A 16982-nucleotide genomic window follows, 5' to 3' on the forward strand; every position below is an offset into this window, starting at 1 on the left:
AAGCGGAAAAAAGTGCCGCAGCCGCAGAGTCCTCAAAAAACGCGGCGGCCACCAGTGCCGGTGCGGCGAAAACGTCAGAAACGAATGCTGCAGCGTCACAACAATCAGCCGCCACGTCTGCCTCCACCGCGGCCACGAAAGCGTCAGAGGCCGCCACTTCAGCACGAGATGCGGTGGCCTCAAAAGAGGCAGCAAAATCATCAGAAACGAACGCATCATCAAGTGCCGGTCGTGCAGCTTCCTCGGCAACGGCGGCAGAAAATTCTGCCAGGGCGGCAAAAACGTCCGAGACGAATGCCAGGTCATCTGAAACAGCAGCGGAACGGAGCGCCTCTGCCGCGGCAGACGCAAAAACAGCGGCGGCGGGGAGTGCGTCAACGGCATCCACGAAGGCGACAGAGGCTGCGGGAAGTGCGGTATCAGCATCGCAGAGCAAAAGTGCGGCAGAAGCGGCGGCAATACGTGCAAAAAATTCGGCAAAACGTGCAGAAGATATAGCTTCAGCTGTCGCGCTTGAGGATGCGGACACAACGAGAAAGGGGATAGTGCAGCTCAGCAGTGCAACCAACAGCACGTCTGAAACGCTTGCTGCAACGCCAAAGGCGGTTAAGGTGGTAATGGATGAAACGAACAGAAAAGCCCACTGGACAGTCCGGCACTGACCGGAACGCCAACAGCACCAACCGCGCTCAGGGGAACAAACAATACCCAGATTGCGAACACCGCTTTTGTACTGGCCGCGATTGCAGATGTTATCGACGCGTCACCTGACGCACTGAATACGCTGAATGAACTGGCCGCAGCGCTCGGGAATGATCCAGATTTTGCTACCACCATGACTAACGCGCTTGCGGGTAAACAACCGAAGAATGCGACACTGACGGCGCTGGCAGGGCTTTCCACGGCGAAAAATAAATTACCGTATTTTGCGGAAAATGATGCCGCCAGCCTGACTGAACTGACTCAGGTTGGCAGGGATATTCTGGCAAAAAATTCCGTTGCAGATGTTCTTGAATACCTTGGGGCCGGTGAGAATTCGGCCTTTCCGGCAGGTGCGCCGATCCCGTGGCCATCAGATATCGTTCCGTCTGGCTACGTCCTGATGCAGGGGCAGGCGTTTGACAAATCAGCCTACCCAAAACTTGCTGTCGCGTATCCATCGGGTGTGCTTCCTGATATGCGAGGCTGGACAATCAAGGGGAAACCCGCCAGCGGTCGTGCTGTATTGTCTCAGGAACAGGATGGAATTAAGTCGCACACCCACAGTGCCAGTGCATCCGGTACGGATTTGGGGACGAAAACCACATCGTCGTTTGATTACGGGACGAAAACAACAGGCAGTTTCGATTACGGCACCAAATCGACGAATAACACGGGGGCTCATGCTCACAGTCTGAGCGGTTCAACAGGGGCCGCGGGTGCTCATGCCCACACAAGTGGTTTAAGGATGAACAGTTCTGGCTGGAGTCAGTATGGAACAGCAACCATTACAGGAAGTTTATCCACAGTTAAAGGAACCAGCACACAGGGTATTGCTTATTTATCGAAAACGGACAGTCAGGGCAGCCACAGTCACTCATTGTCCGGTACAGCCGTGAGTGCCGGTGCACATGCGCATACAGTTGGTATTGGTGCGCACCAGCATCCGGTTGTTATCGGTGCTCATGCCCATTCTTTCAGTATTGGTTCACACGGACACACCATCACCGTTAACGCTGCGGGTAACGCGGAAAACACCGTCAAAAACATTGCATTTAACTATATTGTGAGGCTTGCATAATGGCATTCAGAATGAGTGAACAACCACGGACCATAAAAATTTATAATCTGCTGGCCGGAACTAATGAATTTATTGGTGAAGGTGACGCATATATTCCGCCTCATACCGGTCTGCCTGCAAACAGTACCGATATTGCACCGCCAGATATTCCGGCTGGCTTTGTGGCTGTTTTCAACAGTGATGAGGCATCGTGGCATCTCGTTGAAGACCATCGGGGTAAAACCGTCTATGACGTGGCTTCCGGCGACGCGTTATTTATTTCTGAACTCGGTCCGTTACCGGAAAATTTTACCTGGTTATCGCCGGGAGGGGAATATCAGAAGTGGAACGGCACAGCCTGGGTGAAGGATACGGAAGCAGAAAAACTGTTCCGGATCCGGGAGGCGGAAGAAACAAAAAAAAGCCTGATGCAGGTAGCCAGTGAGCATATTGCGCCGCTTCAGGATGCTGCAGATCTGGAAATTGCAACGAAGGAAGAAACCTCGTTGCTGGAAGCCTGGAAGAAGTATCGGGTGTTGCTGAACCGTGTTGATACATCAACTGCACCTGATATTGAGTGGCCTGCTGTCCCTGTTATGGAGTAATCGTTTTGTGATATGCCGCAGAAACGTTGTATGAAATAACGTTCTGCGGTTAGTTAGTATATTGTAAAGCTGAGTATTGGTTTATTTGGCGATTATTATCTTCAGGAGAATAATGGAAGTTCTATGACTCAATTGTTCATAGTGTTTACATCACCGCCAATTGCTTTTAAGACTGAACGCATGAAATATGGTTTTTCGTCATGTTTTGAGTCTGCTGTTGATATTTCTAAAGTCGGTTTTTTTTCTTCGTTTTCTCTAACTATTTTCCATGAAATACATTTTTGATTATTATTTGAATCAATTCCAATTACCTGAAGTCTTTCATCTATAATTGGCATTGTATGTATTGGTTTATTGGAGTAGATGCTTGCTTTTCTGAGCCATAGCTCTGATATCCAAATGAAGCCATAGGCATTTGTTATTTTGGCTCTGTCAGCTGCATAACGCCAAAAAATATATTTATCTGCTTGATCTTCAAATGTTGTATTGATTAAATCAATTGGATGGAATTGTTTATCATAAAAAATTAATGTTTGAATGTGATAACCGTCCTTTAAAAAAGTCGTTTCTGCAAGCTTGGCTGTATAGTCAACTAACTCTTCTGTCGAAGTGATATTTTTAGGCTTATCTACCAGTTTTAGACGCTCTTTAATATCTTCAGGAATTATTTTATTGTCATATTGTATCATGCTAAATGACAATTTGCTTATGGAGTAATCTTTTAATTTTAAATAAGTTATTCTCCTGGCTTCATCAAATAAAGAGTCGAATGATGTTGGCGAAATCACATCGTCACCCATTGGATTGTTTATTTGTATGCCAAGAGAGTTACAGCAGTTATACATTCTGCCATAGATTATAGCTAAGGCATGTAATAATTCGTAATCTTTTAGCGTATTAGCGACCCATCGTCTTTCTGATTTAATAATAGATGATTCAGTTAAATATGAAGGTAATTTCTTTTGTGCAAGTCTGACTAACTTTTTTATACCAATGTTTAACATACTTTCATTTGTAATAAACTCAATGTCATTTTCTTCAATGTAAGATGAAATAAGAGTAGCCTTTGCCTCGCTATACATTTCTAAATCGCCTTGTTTTTCTATCGTATTGCGAGAATTTTTAGCCCAAGCCATTAATGGATCATTTTTCCATTTTTCAATAACATTATTGTTATACCAAATGTCATATCCTATAATCTGGTTTTTGTTTTTTTGAATAATAAATGTTACTGTTCTTGCGGTTTGGAGGAATTGATTCAAATTCAAGCGAAATAATTCAGGGTCAAAATATGTATCAATGCAGCATTTGAGCAAGTGCGATAAATCTTTAAGTCTTCTTTCCCATGGTTTTTTAGTCATAAAACTCTCCATTTTGATAGGTTGCATGCTAGATGCTGATATATTTTAGAGGTGATAAAATTAACTGCTTAACTGTCAATGTAATACAAGTTGTTTGATCTTTGCAATGATTCTTATCAGAAACCATATAGTAAATTAGTTACACAGGAAATTTTTAATATTATTATTATCATTCATTATGTATTAAAATTAGAGTTGTGGCTTGGCTCTGCTAACACGTTGCTCATAGGAGATATGGTAGAGCCGCAGACACGTCGTATGCAGGAACGTGCTGCGGCTGGCTGGTGAACTTCCGATAGTGCGGGTGTTGAATGATTTCCAGTTGCTACCGATTTTACATATTTTTTGCATGAGAGAATTTGTACCACCTCCCACCGACCATCTATGACTGTACGCCACTGTCCCTAGGACTGCTATGTGCCGGAGCGGACATTACAAACGTCCTTCTCGGTGCATGCCACTGTTGCCAATGACCTGCCTAGGAATTGGTTAGCAAGTTACTACCGGATTTTGTAAAAACAGCCCTCCTCATATAAAAAGTATTCGTTCACTTCCGATAAGCGTCGTAATTTTCTATCTTTCATCATATTCTAGATCCCTCTGAAAAAATCTTCCGAGTTTGCTAGGCACTGATACATAACTCTTTTCCAATAATTGGGGAAGTCATTCAAATCTATAATAGGTTTCAGATTTGCTTCAATAAATTCTGACTGTAGCTGCTGAAACGTTGCGGTTGAACTATATTTCCTTATAACTTTTACGAAAGAGTTTCTTTGAGTAATCACTTCACTCAAGTGCTTCCCTGCCTCCAAACGATACCTGTTAGCAATATTTAATAGCTTGAAATGATGAAGAGCTCTGTGTTTGTCTTCCTGCCTCCAGTTCGCCGGGCATTCAACATAAAAACTGATAGCACCCGGAGTTCCGGAAACGAAATTTGCATATACCCATTGCTCACGAAAAAAAATGTCCTTGTCGATATAGGGATGAATCGCTTGGTGTACCTCATCTACTGCGAAAACTTGACCTTTCTCTCCCATATTGCAGTCGCGGCACGATGGAACTAAATTAATAGGCATCACCGAAAATTCAGGATAATGTGCAATAGGAAGAAAATGATCTATATTTTTTGTCTGTCCTATATCACCACAAAATGGACATTTTTCACCTGATGAAACAAGCATGTCATCGTAATATGTTCTAGCGGGTTTGTTTTTATCTCGGAGATTATTTTCATAAAGCTTTTCTAATTTAACCTTTGTCAGGTTACCAACTACTAAGGTTGTAGGCTCAAGAGGGTGTGTCCTGTCGTAGGTAAATAACTGACCTGTCGAGCTTAATATTCTATATTGTTGTTCTTTCTGCAAAAAAGTGGGGAAGTGAGTAATGAAATTATTTCTAACATTTATCTGCATCATACCTTCCGAGCATTTATTAAGCATTTCGCTATAAGTTCTCGCTGGAAGAGGTAGTTTTTTCATTGTACTTTACCTTCATCTCTGTTCATTATCATCGCTTTTAAAACGGTTCGACCTTCTAATCCTATCTGACCATTATAATTTTTTAGAATGGTTTCATAAGAAAGCTCTGAATCAACGGACTGCGATAATAAGTGGTGGTATCCAGAATTTGTCACTTCAAGTAAAAACACCTCACGAGTTAAAACACCTAAGTTCTCACCGAATGTCTCAATATCCGGACGGATAATATTTATTGCTTCTCTTGACCGTAGGACTTTCCACATGCAGGATTTTGGAACCTCTTGCAGTACTACTGGGGAATGAGTTGCAATTATTGCTACACCATTGCGTGCATCGAGTAAGTCGCTTAATGTTCGTAAAAAAGCAGAGAGCAAAGGTGGATGCAGATGAACCTCTGGTTCATCGAATAAAACTAATGACTTTTCGCCAACGACATCTACTAATCTTGTGATAGTAAATAAAACAATTGCATGTCCAGAGCTCATTCGAAGCAGATATTTCTGGATATTGTCATAAAACAATTTAGTGAATTTATCATCGTCCACTTGAATCTGTGGTTCATTACGTCTTAACTCTTCATATTTAGAAATGAGGCTGATGAGTTCCATATTTGAAAAGTTTTCATCACTACTTAGTTTTTTGATAGCTTCAAGCCAGAGTTGTCTTTTTCTATCTACTCTCATACAACCAATAAATGCTGAAATGAATTCTAAGCGGAGATCGCCTAGTGATTTTAAACTATTGCTGGCAGCATTCTTGAGTCCAATATAAAAGTATTGTGTACCTTTTGCTGGGTCAGGTTGTTCTTTAGGAGGAGTAAAAGGATCAAATGCACTAAACGAAACTGAAACAAGCGATCGAAAATATCCCTTTGGGATTCTTGACTCGATAAGTCTATTATTTTCAGAGAAAAAATATTCATTGTTTTCTGGGTTGGTGATTGCACCAATCATTCCATTCAAAATTGTTGTTTTACCACACCCATTCCGCCCGATAAAAGCATGAATGTTCGTGCTGGGCATAGAATTAACCGTCACCTCAAAAGGTATAGTTAAATCACTGAATCCGGGAGCACTTTTTCTATTAAATGAAAAGTGGAAATCTGACAATTCTGGCAAACCATTTAACACACGTGCGAACTGTCCATGAATTTCTGAAAGAGTTACCCCTCTAAGTAATGAGGTGTTAAGGACGCTTTCATTTTCAATGTCGGCTAATCGATTTGGCCATACTACTAAATCCTGAATAGCTTTAAGAAGGTTATGTTTAAAACCATCGCTTAATTTGCTGAGATTAACATAGTAGTCAATGCTTTCACCTAAGGAAAAAAACATTTCAGGGAGTTGACTGAATTTTTTATCTATTAATGAATAAGTGCTTACTTCTTCTTTTTGACCTACAAAACCAATTTTAACATTTCCGATATCGCATTTTTCACCATGCTCATCAAAGACAGTAAGATAAAACATTGTAACAAAGGAATAGTCATTCCAACCATCTGCTCGTAGGAATGCCTTATTTTTTTCTACTGCAGGAATATACCCGCCTCTTTCAATAACACTAAACTCCAACATATAGTAACCCTTAATTTTATTAAAATAACCGCAATTTATTTGGCGGCAACACAGGATCTCTCTTTTAAGTTACTCTCTATTACATACGTTTTCCATCTAAAAATTAGTAGTATTGAACTTAACGGGGCATCGTATTGTAGTTTTCCATATTTAGCTTTCTGCTTCCTTTTGGATAACCCACTGTTATTCATGTTGCATGGTGCACTGTTTATACCAACGATATAGTCTATTAATGCATATATAGTATCGCCGAACGATTAGCTCTTCAGGCTTCTGAAGAAGCGTTTCAAGTACTAATAAGCCGATAGATAGCCACGGACTTCGTAGCCATTTTTCATAAGTGTTAACTTCCGCTCCTCGCTCATAACAGACATTCACTACAGTTATGGCGGAAAGGTATGCATGCTGGGTGTGGGGAAGTCGTGAAAGAAAAGAAGTCAGCTGCGTCGTTTGACATCACTGCTATCTTCTTACTGGTTATGCAGGTCGTAGTGGGTGGCACACAAAGCTTTGCACTGGATTGCGAGGCTTTGTGCTTCTCTGGAGTGCGACAGGTTTGATGACAAAAAATTAGCGCAAGAAGACAAAAATCACCTTGCGCTAATGCTCTGTTACAGGTCACTAATACCATCTAAGTAGTTGATTCATAGTGACTGCATATGTTGTGTTTTACAGTATTATGTAGTCTGTTTTTTATGCAAAATCTAATTTAATATATTGATATTTATATCATTTTACGTTTCTCGTTCAGCTTTTTTATACTAAGTTGGCATTATAAAAAAGCATTGCTTATCAATTTGTTGCAACGAACAGGTCACTATCAGTCAAAATAAAATCATTATTTGATTTCAATTTTGTCCCACTCCCTGCCTCTGTCATCACGATACTGTGATGCCATGGTGTCCGACTTATGCCCGAGAAGATGTTGAGCAAACTTATCGCTTATCTGCTTCTCATAGAGTCTTGCAGACAAACTGCGCAACTCGTGAAAGGTAGGCGGATCCCCTTCGAAGGAAAGACCTGATGCTTTTCGTGCGCGCATAAAATACCTTGATACTGTGCCGGATGAAAGCGGTTCGCGACGAGTAGATGCAATTATGGTTTCTCCGCCAAGAATCTCTTTGCATTTATCAAGTGTTTCCTTCATTGATATTCCGAGAGCATCAATATGCAATGCTGTTGGGATGGCAATTTTTACGCCTGTTTTGCTTTGCTCGACATAAAGATATCCATCTACGATATCAGACCACTTCATTTCGCATAAATCACCAACTCGTTGCCCGGTAACAACAGCCAGTTCCATTGCAAGTCTGAGCCAACATGGTGATGATTCTGCTGCTTGATAAATTTTCAGGTATTCGTCAGCCGTAAGTCTTGATCTCCTTACCTCTGATTTTGCTGCGCGAGTGGCAGCGACATGGTTTGTTGTTATATGGCCTTCAGCTATTGCCTCTCGGAATGCATCGCTCAGTGTTGATCTGATTAACTTGGCTGACGCCGCCTTGCCCTCGTCTATGTATCCATTGAGCATTGCCGCAATTTCTTTTGTGGTGATGTCTTCAAGTGGAGCATCAGGCAGACCCCTCCTTATTGCTTTAATTTTGCTCATGTAATTTATGAGTGTCTTCTGCTTGATTCCTCTGCTGGCCAGGATTTTTTCGTAGCGATCAAGCCATGAATGTAACGTAACGGAATTATCACTGTTGATTCTCGCTGTCAGAGGCTTGTGTTTGTGTCCTGAAAATAACTCAATGTTGGCCTGTATAGCTTCAGTGATTGCGATTCGCCTGTCTCTGCCTAATCCAAACTCTTTACCCGTCCTTGGGTCCCTGTAGCAGTAATATCCATTGTTTCTTATATAAAGGTTAGGGGGTAAATCCCGGCGCTCATGACTTCGCCTTCTTCCCATTTCTGATCCTCTTCAAAAGGCCACCTGTTACTGGTCGATTTAAGTCAACCTTTACCGCTGATTCGTGGAACAGATACTCTCTTCCATCCTTAACCGGAGGTGGGAATATCCTGCATTCCCGAACCCATCGACGAACTGTTTCAAGGCTTCTTGGACGTCGCTGGCGTGCGTTCCACTCCTGAAGTGTCAAGTACATCGCAAAGTCTCCGCAATTACACGCAAGAAAAAACCGCCATCAGGCGGCTTGGTGTTCTTTCAGTTCTTCAATTCGAATATTGGTTACGTCTGCATGTGCTATCTGCGCCCATATCATCCAGTGGTCGTAGCAGTCGTTGATGTTCTCCGCTTCGATAACTCTGTTGAATGGCTCTCCATTCCATTCTCCTGTGACTCGGAAGTGCATTTATCATCTCCATAAAACAAAACCCGCCGTAGCGAGTTCAGATAAAATAAATCCCCGCGAGTGCGAGGATTGTTATGTAATATTGGGTTTAATCATCTATATGTTTTGTACAGAGAGGGCAAGTATCGTTTCCACCGTACTCGTGATAATAATTTTGCACGGTATCAGTCATTTCTCGCACATTGCAGAATGGGGATTTGTCTTCATTAGACTTATAAACCTTCATGGAATATTTGTATGCCGACTCTATATCTATACCTTCATCTACATAAACACCTTCGTGATGTCTGCATGGAGACAAGACACCGGATCTGCACAACATTGATAACGCCCAATCTTTTTGCTCAGACTCTAACTCATTGATACTCATTTATAAACTCCTTGCAATGTATGTCGTTTCAGCTAAACGGTATCAGCAATGTTTATGTAAAGAAACAGTAAGATAATACTCAACCCGATGTTTGAGTACGGTCATCATCTGACACTACAGACTCTGGCATCGCTGTGAAGACGACGCGAAATTCAGCATTTTCACAAGCGTTATCTTTTACAAAACCGATCTCACTCTCCTTTGATGCGAATGCCAGCGTCAGACATCATATGCAGATACTCACCTGCATCCTGAACCCATTGACCTCCAACCCCGTAATAGCGATGCGTAATGATGTCGATAGTTACTAACGGGTCTTGTTCGATTAACTGCCGCAGAAACTCTTCCAGGTCACCAGTGCAGTGCTTGATAACAGGAGTCTTCCCAGGATGGCGAACAACAAGAAACTGGTTTCCGTCTTCACGGACTTCGTTGCTTTCCAGTTTAGCAATACGCTTACTCCCATCCGAGATAACACCTTCGTAATACTCACGCTGCTCGTTGAGTTTTGATTTTGCTGTTTCAAGCTCAACACGCAGTTTCCCTACTGTTAGCGCAATATCCTCGTTCTCCTGGTCGCGGCGTTTGATGTATTGCTGGTTTCTTTCCCGTTCATCCAGCAGTTCCAGCACAATCGATGGTGTTACCAATTCATGGAAAAGGTCTGCGTCAAATCCCCAGTCGTCATGCATTGCCTGCTCTGCCGCTTCACGCAGTGCCTGAGAGTTAATTTCGCTCACTTCGAACCTCTCTGTTTACTGATAAGTTCCAGATCCTCCTGGCAACTTGCACAAGTCCGACAACCCTGAACGACCAGGCGTCTTCGTTCATCTATCGGATCGCCACACTCACAACAATGAGTGGCAGATATAGCCTGGTGGTTCAGGCGGCGCATTTTTATTGCTGTGTTGCGCTGTAATTCTTCTATTTCTGATGCTGAATCAATGATGTCTGCCATCTTTCATTAATCCCTGAACTGTTGGTTAATACGCTTGAGGGTGAATGCGAATAATAAAAAAGGAGCCTGTAGCTCCCTGATGATTTTGCTTTTCATGTTCATCGTTCCTTAAAGACGCCGTTTAACATGCCGATTGCCAGGCTTAAATGAGTCGGTGTGAATCCCATCAGCGTTACCGTTTCGCGGTGCTTCTTCAGTACGCTACGGCAAATGTCATCGACGTTTTTATCCGGAAACTGCTGTCTGGCTTTTTTTGATTTCAGAATTAGCCTGACGGGCAATGCTGCGAAGGGCGTTTTCCTGCTGAGGTGTCATTGAACAAGTCCCATGTCGGCAAGCATAAGCACACAGAATATGAAGCCCGCTGCCAGAAAAATGCATTCCGTGGTTGTCATACCTGGTTTCTCTCATCTGCTTCTGCTTTCGCCACCATCATTTCCAGCTTTTGTGAAAGGGATGCGGCTAACGTATGAAATTCTTCGTCTGTTTCTACTGGTATTGGCACAAACCTGATTCCAATTTGAGCAAGGCTATGTGCCATCTCGATACTCGTTCTTAACTCAACAGAAGATGCTTTGTGCATACAGCCCCTCGTTTATTATTTATCTCCTCAGCCAGCCGCTGTGCTTTCAGTGGATTTCGGATAACAGAAAGGCCGGGAAATACCCAGCCTCGCTTTGTAACGGAGTAGACGAAAGTGATTGCGCCTACCCGGATATTATCGTGAGGATGCGTCATCGCCATTGCTCCCCAAATACAAAACCAATTTCAGCCAGTGCCTCGTCCATTTTTTCGATGAACTCCGGCACGATCTCGTCAAAACTCGCCATGTACTTTTCATCCCGCTCAATCACGACATAATGCAGGCCTTCACGCTTCATACGCGGGTCATAGTTGGCAAAGTACCAGGCATTTTTTCGCGTCACCCACATGCTGTACTGCACCTGGGCCATGTAAGCTGACTTTATGGCCTCGAAACCACCGAGCCGGAACTTCATGAAATCCCGGGAGGTAAACGGGCATTTCAGTTCAAGGCCGTTGCCGTCACTGCATAAACCATCGGGAGAGCAGGCGGTACGCATACTTTCGTCGCGATAGATGATCGGGGATTCAGTAACATTCACGCCGGAAGTGAATTCAAACAGGGTTCTGGCGTCGTTCTCGTACTGTTTTCCCCAGGCCAGTGCTTTAGCGTTAACTTCCGGAGCCACACCGGTGCAAACCTCAGCAAGCAGGGTGTGGAAGTAGGACATTTTCATGTCAGGCCACTTCTTTCCGGAGCGGGGTTTTGCTATCACGTTGTGAACTTCTGAAGCGGTGATGACGCCGAGCCGTAATTTGTGCCACGCATCATCCCCCTGTTCGACAGCTCTCACATCGATCCCGGTACGCTGCAGGATAATGTCCGGTGTCATGCTGCCACCTTCTGCTCTGCGGCTTTCTGTTTCAGGAATCCAAGAGCTTTTACTGCTTCGGCCTGTGTCAGTTCTGACGATGCACGAATGTCGCGGCGAAATATCTGGGAACAGAGCGGCAATAAGTCGTCATCCCATGTTTTATCCAGGGCGATCAGCAGAGTGTTAATCTCCTGCATGGTTTCATCGTTAACCGGAGTGATGTCGCGTTCCGGCTGACGTTCTGCAGTGTATGCAGTATTTTCGACAATGCGCTCGGCTTCATCCTTGTCATAGATACCAGCAAATCCGAAGGCCAGACGGGCACACTGAATCATGGCTTTATGACGTAACATCCGTTTGGGATGCGACTGCCACGGCCCCGTGATTTCTCTGCCTTCGCGAGTTTTGAATGGTTCGCGGCGGCATTCATCCATCCATTCGGTAACGCAGATCGGATGATTACGGTCCTTGCGGTAAATCCGGCATGTACAGGATTCATTGTCCTGCTCAAAGTCCATGCCATCAAACTGCTGGTTTTCATTGATGATGCGGGACCAGCCATCAACGCCCACCACCGGAACGATGCCATTCTGCTTATCAGGAAAGGCGTAAATTTCTTTCGTCCACGGATTAAGGCCGTACTGGTTGGCAACGATCAGTAATGCGATGAACTGCGCATCGCTGGCATCACCTTTAAATGCCGTCTGGCGAAGAGTGGTGATCAGTTCCTGTGGGTCGACAGAATCCATGCCGACACGTTCAGCCAGCTTCCCAGCCAGCGTTGCGAGTGCAGTACTCATTCGTTTTATACCTCTGAATCAATATCAACCTGGTGGTGAGCAATGGTTTCAACCATGTACCGGATGTGTTCTGCCATGCGCTCCTGAAACTCAACATCGTCATCAAACGCACGGGTAATGGATTTTTTGCTGGCCCCGTGGCGTTGCAAATGATCGATGCATAGCGATTCAAACAGGTGCTGGGGCAGGCCTTTTTCCATGTCGTCTGCCAGTTCTGCCTCTTTCTCTTCACGGGCGAGCTGCTGGTAGTGACGCGCCCAGCTCTGAGCCTCAAGACGATCCTGAATGTAATAAGCGTTCATGGCTGAACTCCTGAAATAGCTGTGAAAATATCGCCCGCGAAATGCCGGGCTGATTAGGAAAACAGGAAAGGGGGTTAGTGAATGCTTTTGCTTGATCTCAGTTTCAGTATTAATATCCATTTTTTATAAGCGTCGACGGCTTCACGAAACATCTTTTCATCGCCAATAAAAGTGGCGATAGTGAATTTAGTCTGGATAGCCATAAGTGTTTGATCCATTCTTTGGGACTCCTGGCTGATTAAGTATGTCGATAAGGCGTTTCCATCCGTCACGTAATTTACGGGTGATTCGTTCAAGTAAAGATTCGGAAGGGCAGCCAGCAACAGGCCACCCTGCAATGGCATATTGCATGGTGTGCTCCTTATTTATACATAACGAAAAACGCCTCGAGTGAAGCGTTATTGGTATGCGGTAAAACCGCACTCAGGCGGCCTTGATAGTCATATCATCTGAATCAAATATTCCTGATGTATCGATATCGGTAATTCTTATTCCTTCGCTACCATCCATTGGAGGCCATCCTTCCTGACCATTTCCATCATTCCAGTCGAACTCACACACAACACCATATGCATTTAAGTCGCTTGAAATTGCTATAAGCAGAGCATGTTGCGCCAGCATGATTAATACAGCATTTAATACAGAGCCGTGTTTATTGAGTCGGTATTCAGAGTCTGACCAGAAATTATTAATCTGGTGAAGTTTTTCCTCTGTCATTACGTCATGGTCGATTTCAATTTCTATTGATGCTTTCCAGTCGTAATCAATGATGTATTTTTTGATGTTTGACATCTGTTCATATCCTCACAGATAAAAAATCGCCCTCACACTGGAGGGCAAAGAAGATTTCCAATAATCAGAACAAGTCGGCTCCTGTTTAGTTACGAGCGACATTGCTCCGTGTATTCACTCGTTGGAATGAATACACAGTGCAGTGTTTATTCTGTTATTTATGCCAAAAATAAAGGCCACTATCAGGCAGCTTTGTTGTTCTGTTTACCAAGTTCTCTGGCAATCATTGCCGTCGTTCGTATTGCCCATTTATCGACATATTTCCCATCTTCCATTACAGGAAACATTTCTTCAGGCTTAACCATGCATTCCGATTGCAGCTTGCATCCATTGCATCGCTTGAATTGTCCACACCATTGATTTTTATCAATAGTCGTAGTCATACGGATAGTCCTGGTATTGTTCCATCACATCCTGAGGATGCTCTTCGAACTCTTCAAATTCTTCTTCCATATATCACCTTAAATAGTGGATTGCGGTAGTAAAGATTGTGCCTGTCTTTTAACCACATCAGGCTCGGTGGTTCTCGTGTACCCCTACAGCGAGAAATCGGATAAACTATTACAACCCCTACAGTTTGATGAGTATAGAAATGGATCCACTCGTTATTCTCGGACGAGTGTTCAGTAATGAACCTCTGGAGAGAACCATGTATATGATCGTTATCTGGGTTGGACTTCTGCTTTTAAGCCCAGATAACTGGCCTGAATATGTTAATGAGAGAATCGGTATTCCTCATGTGTGGCATGTTTTCGTCTTTGCTCTTGCATTTTCGCTAGCAATTAATGTGCATCGATTATCAGCTATTGCCAGCGCCAGATATAAGCGATTTAAGCTAAGAAAACGCATTAAGATGCAAAACGATAAAGTGCGATCAGTAATTCAAAACCTTACAGAAGAGCAATCTATGGTTTTGTGCGCAGCCCTTAATGAAGGCAGGAAGTATGTGGTTACATCAAAACAATTCCCATACATTAGTGAGTTGATTGAGCTTGGTGTGTTGAACAAAACTTTTTCCCGATGGAATGGAAAGCATATATTATTCCCTATTGAGGATATTTACTGGACTGAATTAGTTGCCAGCTATGATCCATATAATATTGAGATAAAGCCAAGGCCAATATCTAAGTAACTAGATAAGAGGAATCGATTTTCCCTTAATTTTCTGGCGTCCACTGCATGTTATGCCGCGTTCGCCAGGCTTGCTGTACCATGTGCGCTGATTCTTGCGCTCAATACGTTGCAGGTTGCTTTCAATCTGTTTGTGGTATTCAGCCAGCACTGTAAGGTCTATCGGATTTAGTGCGCTTTCTACTCGTGATTTCGGTTTGCGATTCAGCGAGAGAATAGGGCGGTTAACTGGTTTTGCGCTTACCCCAACCAACAGGGGATTTGCTGCTTTCCATTGAGCCTGTTTCTCTGCGCGACGTTCGCGGCGGCGTGTTTGTGCATCCATCTGGATTCTCCTGTCAGTTAGCTTTGGTGGTGTGTGGCAGTTGTAGTCCTGAACGAAAACCCCCCGCGATTGGCACATTGGCAGCTAATCCGGAATCGCACTTACGGCCAATGCTTCGTTTCGTATCACACACCCCAAAGCCTTCTGCTTTGAATGCTGCCCTTCTTCAGGGCTTAATTTTTAAGAGCGTCACCTTCATGGTGGTCAGTGCGTCCTGCTGATGTGCTCAGTATCACCGCCAGTGGTATTTATGTCAACACCGCCAGAGATAATTTATCACCGCAGATGGTTATCTGTATGTTTTTTATATGAATTTATTTTTTGCAGGGGGGCATTGTTTGGTAGGTGAGAGATCTGAATTGCTATGTTTAGTGAGTTGTATCTATTTATTTTTCAATAAATACAATTGGTTATGTGTTTTGGGGGCGATCGTGAGGCAAAGAAAACCCGGCGCTGAGGCCGGGTTATTCTTGTTCTCTGGTCAAATTATATAGTTGGAAAACAAGGATGCATATATGAATGAACGATGCAGAGGCAATGCCGATGGCGATAGTGGGTATCATGTAGCCGCTTATGCTGGAAAGAAGCAATAACCCGCAGAAAAACAAAGCTCCAAGCTCAACAAAACTAAGGGCATAGACAATAACTACCGATGTCATATACCCATACTCTCTAATCTTGGCCAGTCGGCGCGTTCTGCTTCCGATTAGAAACGTCAAGGCAGCAATCAGGATTGCAATCATGGTTCCTGCATATGATGACAATGTCGCCCCAAGACCATCTCTATGAGCTGAAAAAGAAACACCAGGAATGTAGTGGCGGAAAAGGAGATAGCAAATGCTTACGATAACGTAAGGAATTATTACTATGTAAACACCAGGCATGATTCTGTTCCGCATAATTACTCCTGATAATTAATCCTTAACTTTGCCCACCTGCCTTTTAAAACATTCCAGTATATCACTTTTCATTCTTGCGTAGCAATATGCCATCTCTTCAGCTATCTCAGCATTGGTGACCTTGTTCAGAGGCGCTGAGAGATGGCCTTTTTCTGATAGATAATGTTCTGTTAAAATATCTCCGGCCTCATCTTTTGCCCGCAGGCTAATGTCTGAAAATTGAGGTGACGGGTTAAAAATAATATCCTTGGCAACCTTTTTTATATCCCTTTTAAATTTTGGCTTAATGACTATATCCAATGAGTCAAAAAGCTCCCCTTCAATATCTGTTGCCCCTAAGACCTTTAATATATCGCCAAATACAGGTAGCTTGGCTTCTACCTTCACCGTTGTTCGGCCGATGAAATGCATATGCATAACATCGTCTTTGGTGGTTCCCCTCATCAGTGGCTCTATCTGAACGCGCTCTCCACTGCTTAATGACATTCCTTTCCCGATTAAAAAATCTGTCAGATCGGATGTGGTCGGCCCGAAAACAGTTCTGGCAAAACCAATGGTGTCGCCTTCAACAAACAAAAAAGATGGGAATCCCAATGATTCGTCATCTGCGAGGCTGTTCTTAATATCTTCAACTGAAGCTTTAGAGCGATTTATCTTCTGAACCAGACTCTTGTCATTTGTTTTGGTAAAGAGAAAAGTTTTTCCATCGATTTTATGAATATACAAATAATTGGAGCCAACCTGCAGGTGATGATTATCAGCCAGCAGAGAATTAAGGAAAACAGACAGGTTTATTGAGCGCTTATCTTTCCCTTTATTTTTGCTGCGGTAAGTCGCATAAAAACCATTCTTCATAATTCAATCCATTTACTATGTTATGTTCTGAGGGGAGTGAAAATTCCCCTAATTCGATGAA

25 protein-coding genes are annotated in these 16982 nt (G+C 43.4%); 4 read left to right on the forward strand and 21 right to left on the reverse strand.

Annotation, left to right across the window (positions count from 1 at the left end; translation table 11 throughout):
• Nucleotides 1-494 precede the first annotated feature (494 nt).
• From J5M67_RS29975 to J5M67_RS24370, 3 genes are all read left to right on the forward strand, one after another.
• Nucleotides 495-662 (forward strand): phage tail protein, encoded by a 168-nt coding sequence (locus tag J5M67_RS29975; protein ID WP_080484622.1) that lies wholly within the window; start codon nt 495-497, stop codon nt 660-662.
• A gap of 173 nt (nt 663-835) precedes the next feature.
• Complete coding sequence (locus J5M67_RS24365; RefSeq protein ID WP_015979257.1) at nt 836-1780, forward strand: phage tail protein; 945 nt, start codon at nt 836-838, stop codon at nt 1778-1780.
• Complete coding sequence (locus J5M67_RS24370; protein WP_015979258.1) at nt 1780-2364, forward strand: tail fiber assembly protein; 585 nt, start codon at nt 1780-1782, stop codon at nt 2362-2364. The genes J5M67_RS24365 and J5M67_RS24370 overlap by 1 nt, the downstream gene beginning before the upstream one ends.
• A gap of 128 nt (nt 2365-2492) precedes the next feature.
• On the opposite strand, the gene J5M67_RS24375 is transcribed toward J5M67_RS24370, so the two are convergent.
• The 18 genes from J5M67_RS24375 to J5M67_RS24460 all read right to left on the reverse strand — a co-directional run bounded on the left by J5M67_RS24375 (nt 2493) and on the right by J5M67_RS24460 (nt 14094).
• Nucleotides 2493-3725 (reverse strand): hypothetical protein, encoded by a 1233-nt coding sequence (locus J5M67_RS24375; RefSeq protein WP_000162952.1) that lies wholly within the window; start codon nt 3723-3725, stop codon nt 2493-2495.
• Nucleotides 3726-4315: 590 nt separating this feature from the next.
• A complete protein-coding gene (locus tag J5M67_RS24380; protein WP_000735931.1) occupies nt 4316-5206 on the reverse strand; it encodes an HNH endonuclease in 891 nt (296 codons plus the stop codon).
• Nucleotides 5203-6780 (reverse strand): AAA family ATPase, encoded by a 1578-nt coding sequence (locus tag J5M67_RS24385; RefSeq protein ID WP_015979259.1) that lies wholly within the window; start codon nt 6778-6780, stop codon nt 5203-5205. Before J5M67_RS24385 ends, J5M67_RS24380 begins: the two co-directional genes overlap by 4 nt.
• An 838-nt stretch (nt 6781-7618) precedes the next feature.
• Nucleotides 7619-8689 carry a tyrosine-type recombinase/integrase gene (locus tag J5M67_RS24390; RefSeq protein WP_000533640.1) on the reverse strand — a complete coding sequence of 357 codons (1071 nt, stop codon included), beginning with the start codon at nt 8687-8689 and terminating at the stop codon, nt 7619-7621.
• Nucleotides 8667-8885 carry an excisionase gene (locus J5M67_RS24395; protein WP_002414258.1) on the reverse strand — a complete coding sequence of 73 codons (219 nt, stop codon included), beginning with the start codon at nt 8883-8885 and terminating at the stop codon, nt 8667-8669. The genes J5M67_RS24390 and J5M67_RS24395 overlap by 23 nt, the downstream gene beginning before the upstream one ends.
• A gap of 39 nt (nt 8886-8924) precedes the next feature.
• The gene (locus J5M67_RS24400) at nt 8925-9092 is read right to left on the reverse strand and encodes a hypothetical protein (protein WP_000545733.1); all 168 of its coding nucleotides are present in this window, start codon (nt 9090-9092) and stop codon (nt 8925-8927) included.
• A gap of 88 nt (nt 9093-9180) precedes the next feature.
• Entirely contained in the window at nt 9181-9462 is a 282-nt protein-coding gene (locus tag J5M67_RS24405; protein ID WP_000026224.1) for a hypothetical protein, read from the reverse strand.
• 191 nt (nt 9463-9653) lie between these two features.
• Nucleotides 9654-10202: an ead/Ea22-like family protein gene (locus J5M67_RS24410; RefSeq protein WP_001289873.1), complete on the reverse strand. Its 549-nt coding sequence runs from the start codon at nt 10200-10202 to the stop codon at nt 9654-9656.
• A complete protein-coding gene (locus J5M67_RS24415; RefSeq protein ID WP_000763367.1) occupies nt 10199-10420 on the reverse strand; it encodes a TraR/DksA family transcriptional regulator in 222 nt (73 codons plus the stop codon). The genes J5M67_RS24410 and J5M67_RS24415 overlap by 4 nt, the downstream gene beginning before the upstream one ends.
• A gap of 391 nt (nt 10421-10811) precedes the next feature.
• Nucleotides 10812-11003, reverse strand: coding sequence for a DUF1382 family protein (locus J5M67_RS24420; RefSeq protein ID WP_015979260.1), 192 nt, complete (start codon nt 11001-11003; stop codon nt 10812-10814).
• The gene (locus J5M67_RS24425) at nt 10976-11164 is read right to left on the reverse strand and encodes a DUF1317 domain-containing protein (RefSeq protein ID WP_001251812.1); all 189 of its coding nucleotides are present in this window, start codon (nt 11162-11164) and stop codon (nt 10976-10978) included. Before J5M67_RS24425 ends, J5M67_RS24420 begins: the two co-directional genes overlap by 28 nt.
• Entirely contained in the window at nt 11155-11835 is a 681-nt protein-coding gene (locus J5M67_RS24430) for a lambda exonuclease family protein (protein ID WP_000186853.1), read from the reverse strand. The genes J5M67_RS24425 and J5M67_RS24430 overlap by 10 nt, the downstream gene beginning before the upstream one ends.
• Nucleotides 11832-12617 carry a phage recombination protein Bet gene (gene bet / locus J5M67_RS24435; RefSeq protein ID WP_000100844.1) on the reverse strand — a complete coding sequence of 262 codons (786 nt, stop codon included), beginning with the start codon at nt 12615-12617 and terminating at the stop codon, nt 11832-11834. The genes J5M67_RS24430 and bet overlap by 4 nt, the downstream gene beginning before the upstream one ends.
• 5 nt (nt 12618-12622) lie before the next feature.
• A complete protein-coding gene (locus tag J5M67_RS24440; RefSeq protein WP_000995451.1) occupies nt 12623-12919 on the reverse strand; it encodes a host-nuclease inhibitor Gam family protein in 297 nt (98 codons plus the stop codon).
• Nucleotides 12920-12993: 74 nt separating this feature from the next.
• Nucleotides 12994-13137 (reverse strand): host cell division inhibitory peptide Kil, encoded by a 144-nt coding sequence (gene kil / locus J5M67_RS24445; protein WP_000372937.1) that lies wholly within the window; start codon nt 13135-13137, stop codon nt 12994-12996.
• Nucleotides 13106-13270 (reverse strand): protease FtsH-inhibitory lysogeny factor CIII, encoded by a 165-nt coding sequence (locus J5M67_RS24450; protein ID WP_001198861.1) that lies wholly within the window; start codon nt 13268-13270, stop codon nt 13106-13108. Before J5M67_RS24450 ends, kil begins: the two co-directional genes overlap by 32 nt.
• Before the next feature lie 72 nt (nt 13271-13342).
• A complete protein-coding gene (locus J5M67_RS24455; protein ID WP_000065374.1) occupies nt 13343-13711 on the reverse strand; it encodes a DUF2528 family protein in 369 nt (122 codons plus the stop codon).
• Between the two features lie 182 nt (nt 13712-13893).
• On the reverse strand, nt 13894-14094 hold the full coding sequence (locus tag J5M67_RS24460) for an antirestriction Ral family protein (RefSeq protein WP_000213975.1): 201 nt from the start codon (nt 14092-14094) through the stop codon (nt 13894-13896).
• Between the two features lie 266 nt (nt 14095-14360).
• Between J5M67_RS24460 and J5M67_RS24465 the strand changes: the two genes are divergently transcribed.
• Nucleotides 14361-14843 carry a superinfection exclusion B family protein gene (locus tag J5M67_RS24465; RefSeq protein WP_000281856.1) on the forward strand — a complete coding sequence of 161 codons (483 nt, stop codon included), beginning with the start codon at nt 14361-14363 and terminating at the stop codon, nt 14841-14843.
• Here J5M67_RS24465 and J5M67_RS24470 read toward each other — a convergent pair whose 3' ends face one another.
• From J5M67_RS24470 to J5M67_RS24480, 3 genes are all read right to left on the reverse strand, one after another.
• The gene (locus tag J5M67_RS24470; protein WP_001564525.1) at nt 14844-15167 is read right to left on the reverse strand and encodes an antitermination protein N; all 324 of its coding nucleotides are present in this window, start codon (nt 15165-15167) and stop codon (nt 14844-14846) included.
• Between the two features lie 464 nt (nt 15168-15631).
• The gene (locus J5M67_RS24475) at nt 15632-16066 is read right to left on the reverse strand and encodes a protein rexB (RefSeq protein ID WP_001245922.1); all 435 of its coding nucleotides are present in this window, start codon (nt 16064-16066) and stop codon (nt 15632-15634) included.
• Between the two features lie 15 nt (nt 16067-16081).
• Nucleotides 16082-16921 carry a protein rexA gene (locus J5M67_RS24480; protein WP_000788349.1) on the reverse strand — a complete coding sequence of 280 codons (840 nt, stop codon included), beginning with the start codon at nt 16919-16921 and terminating at the stop codon, nt 16082-16084.
• Nucleotides 16922-16982: the final 61 nt, after the last annotated feature.

This window comes from Pseudomonas sp. 30_B (assembly GCF_017491605.1).
Classification (GTDB): domain Bacteria; phylum Pseudomonadota; class Gammaproteobacteria; order Pseudomonadales; family Pseudomonadaceae; genus Pseudomonas.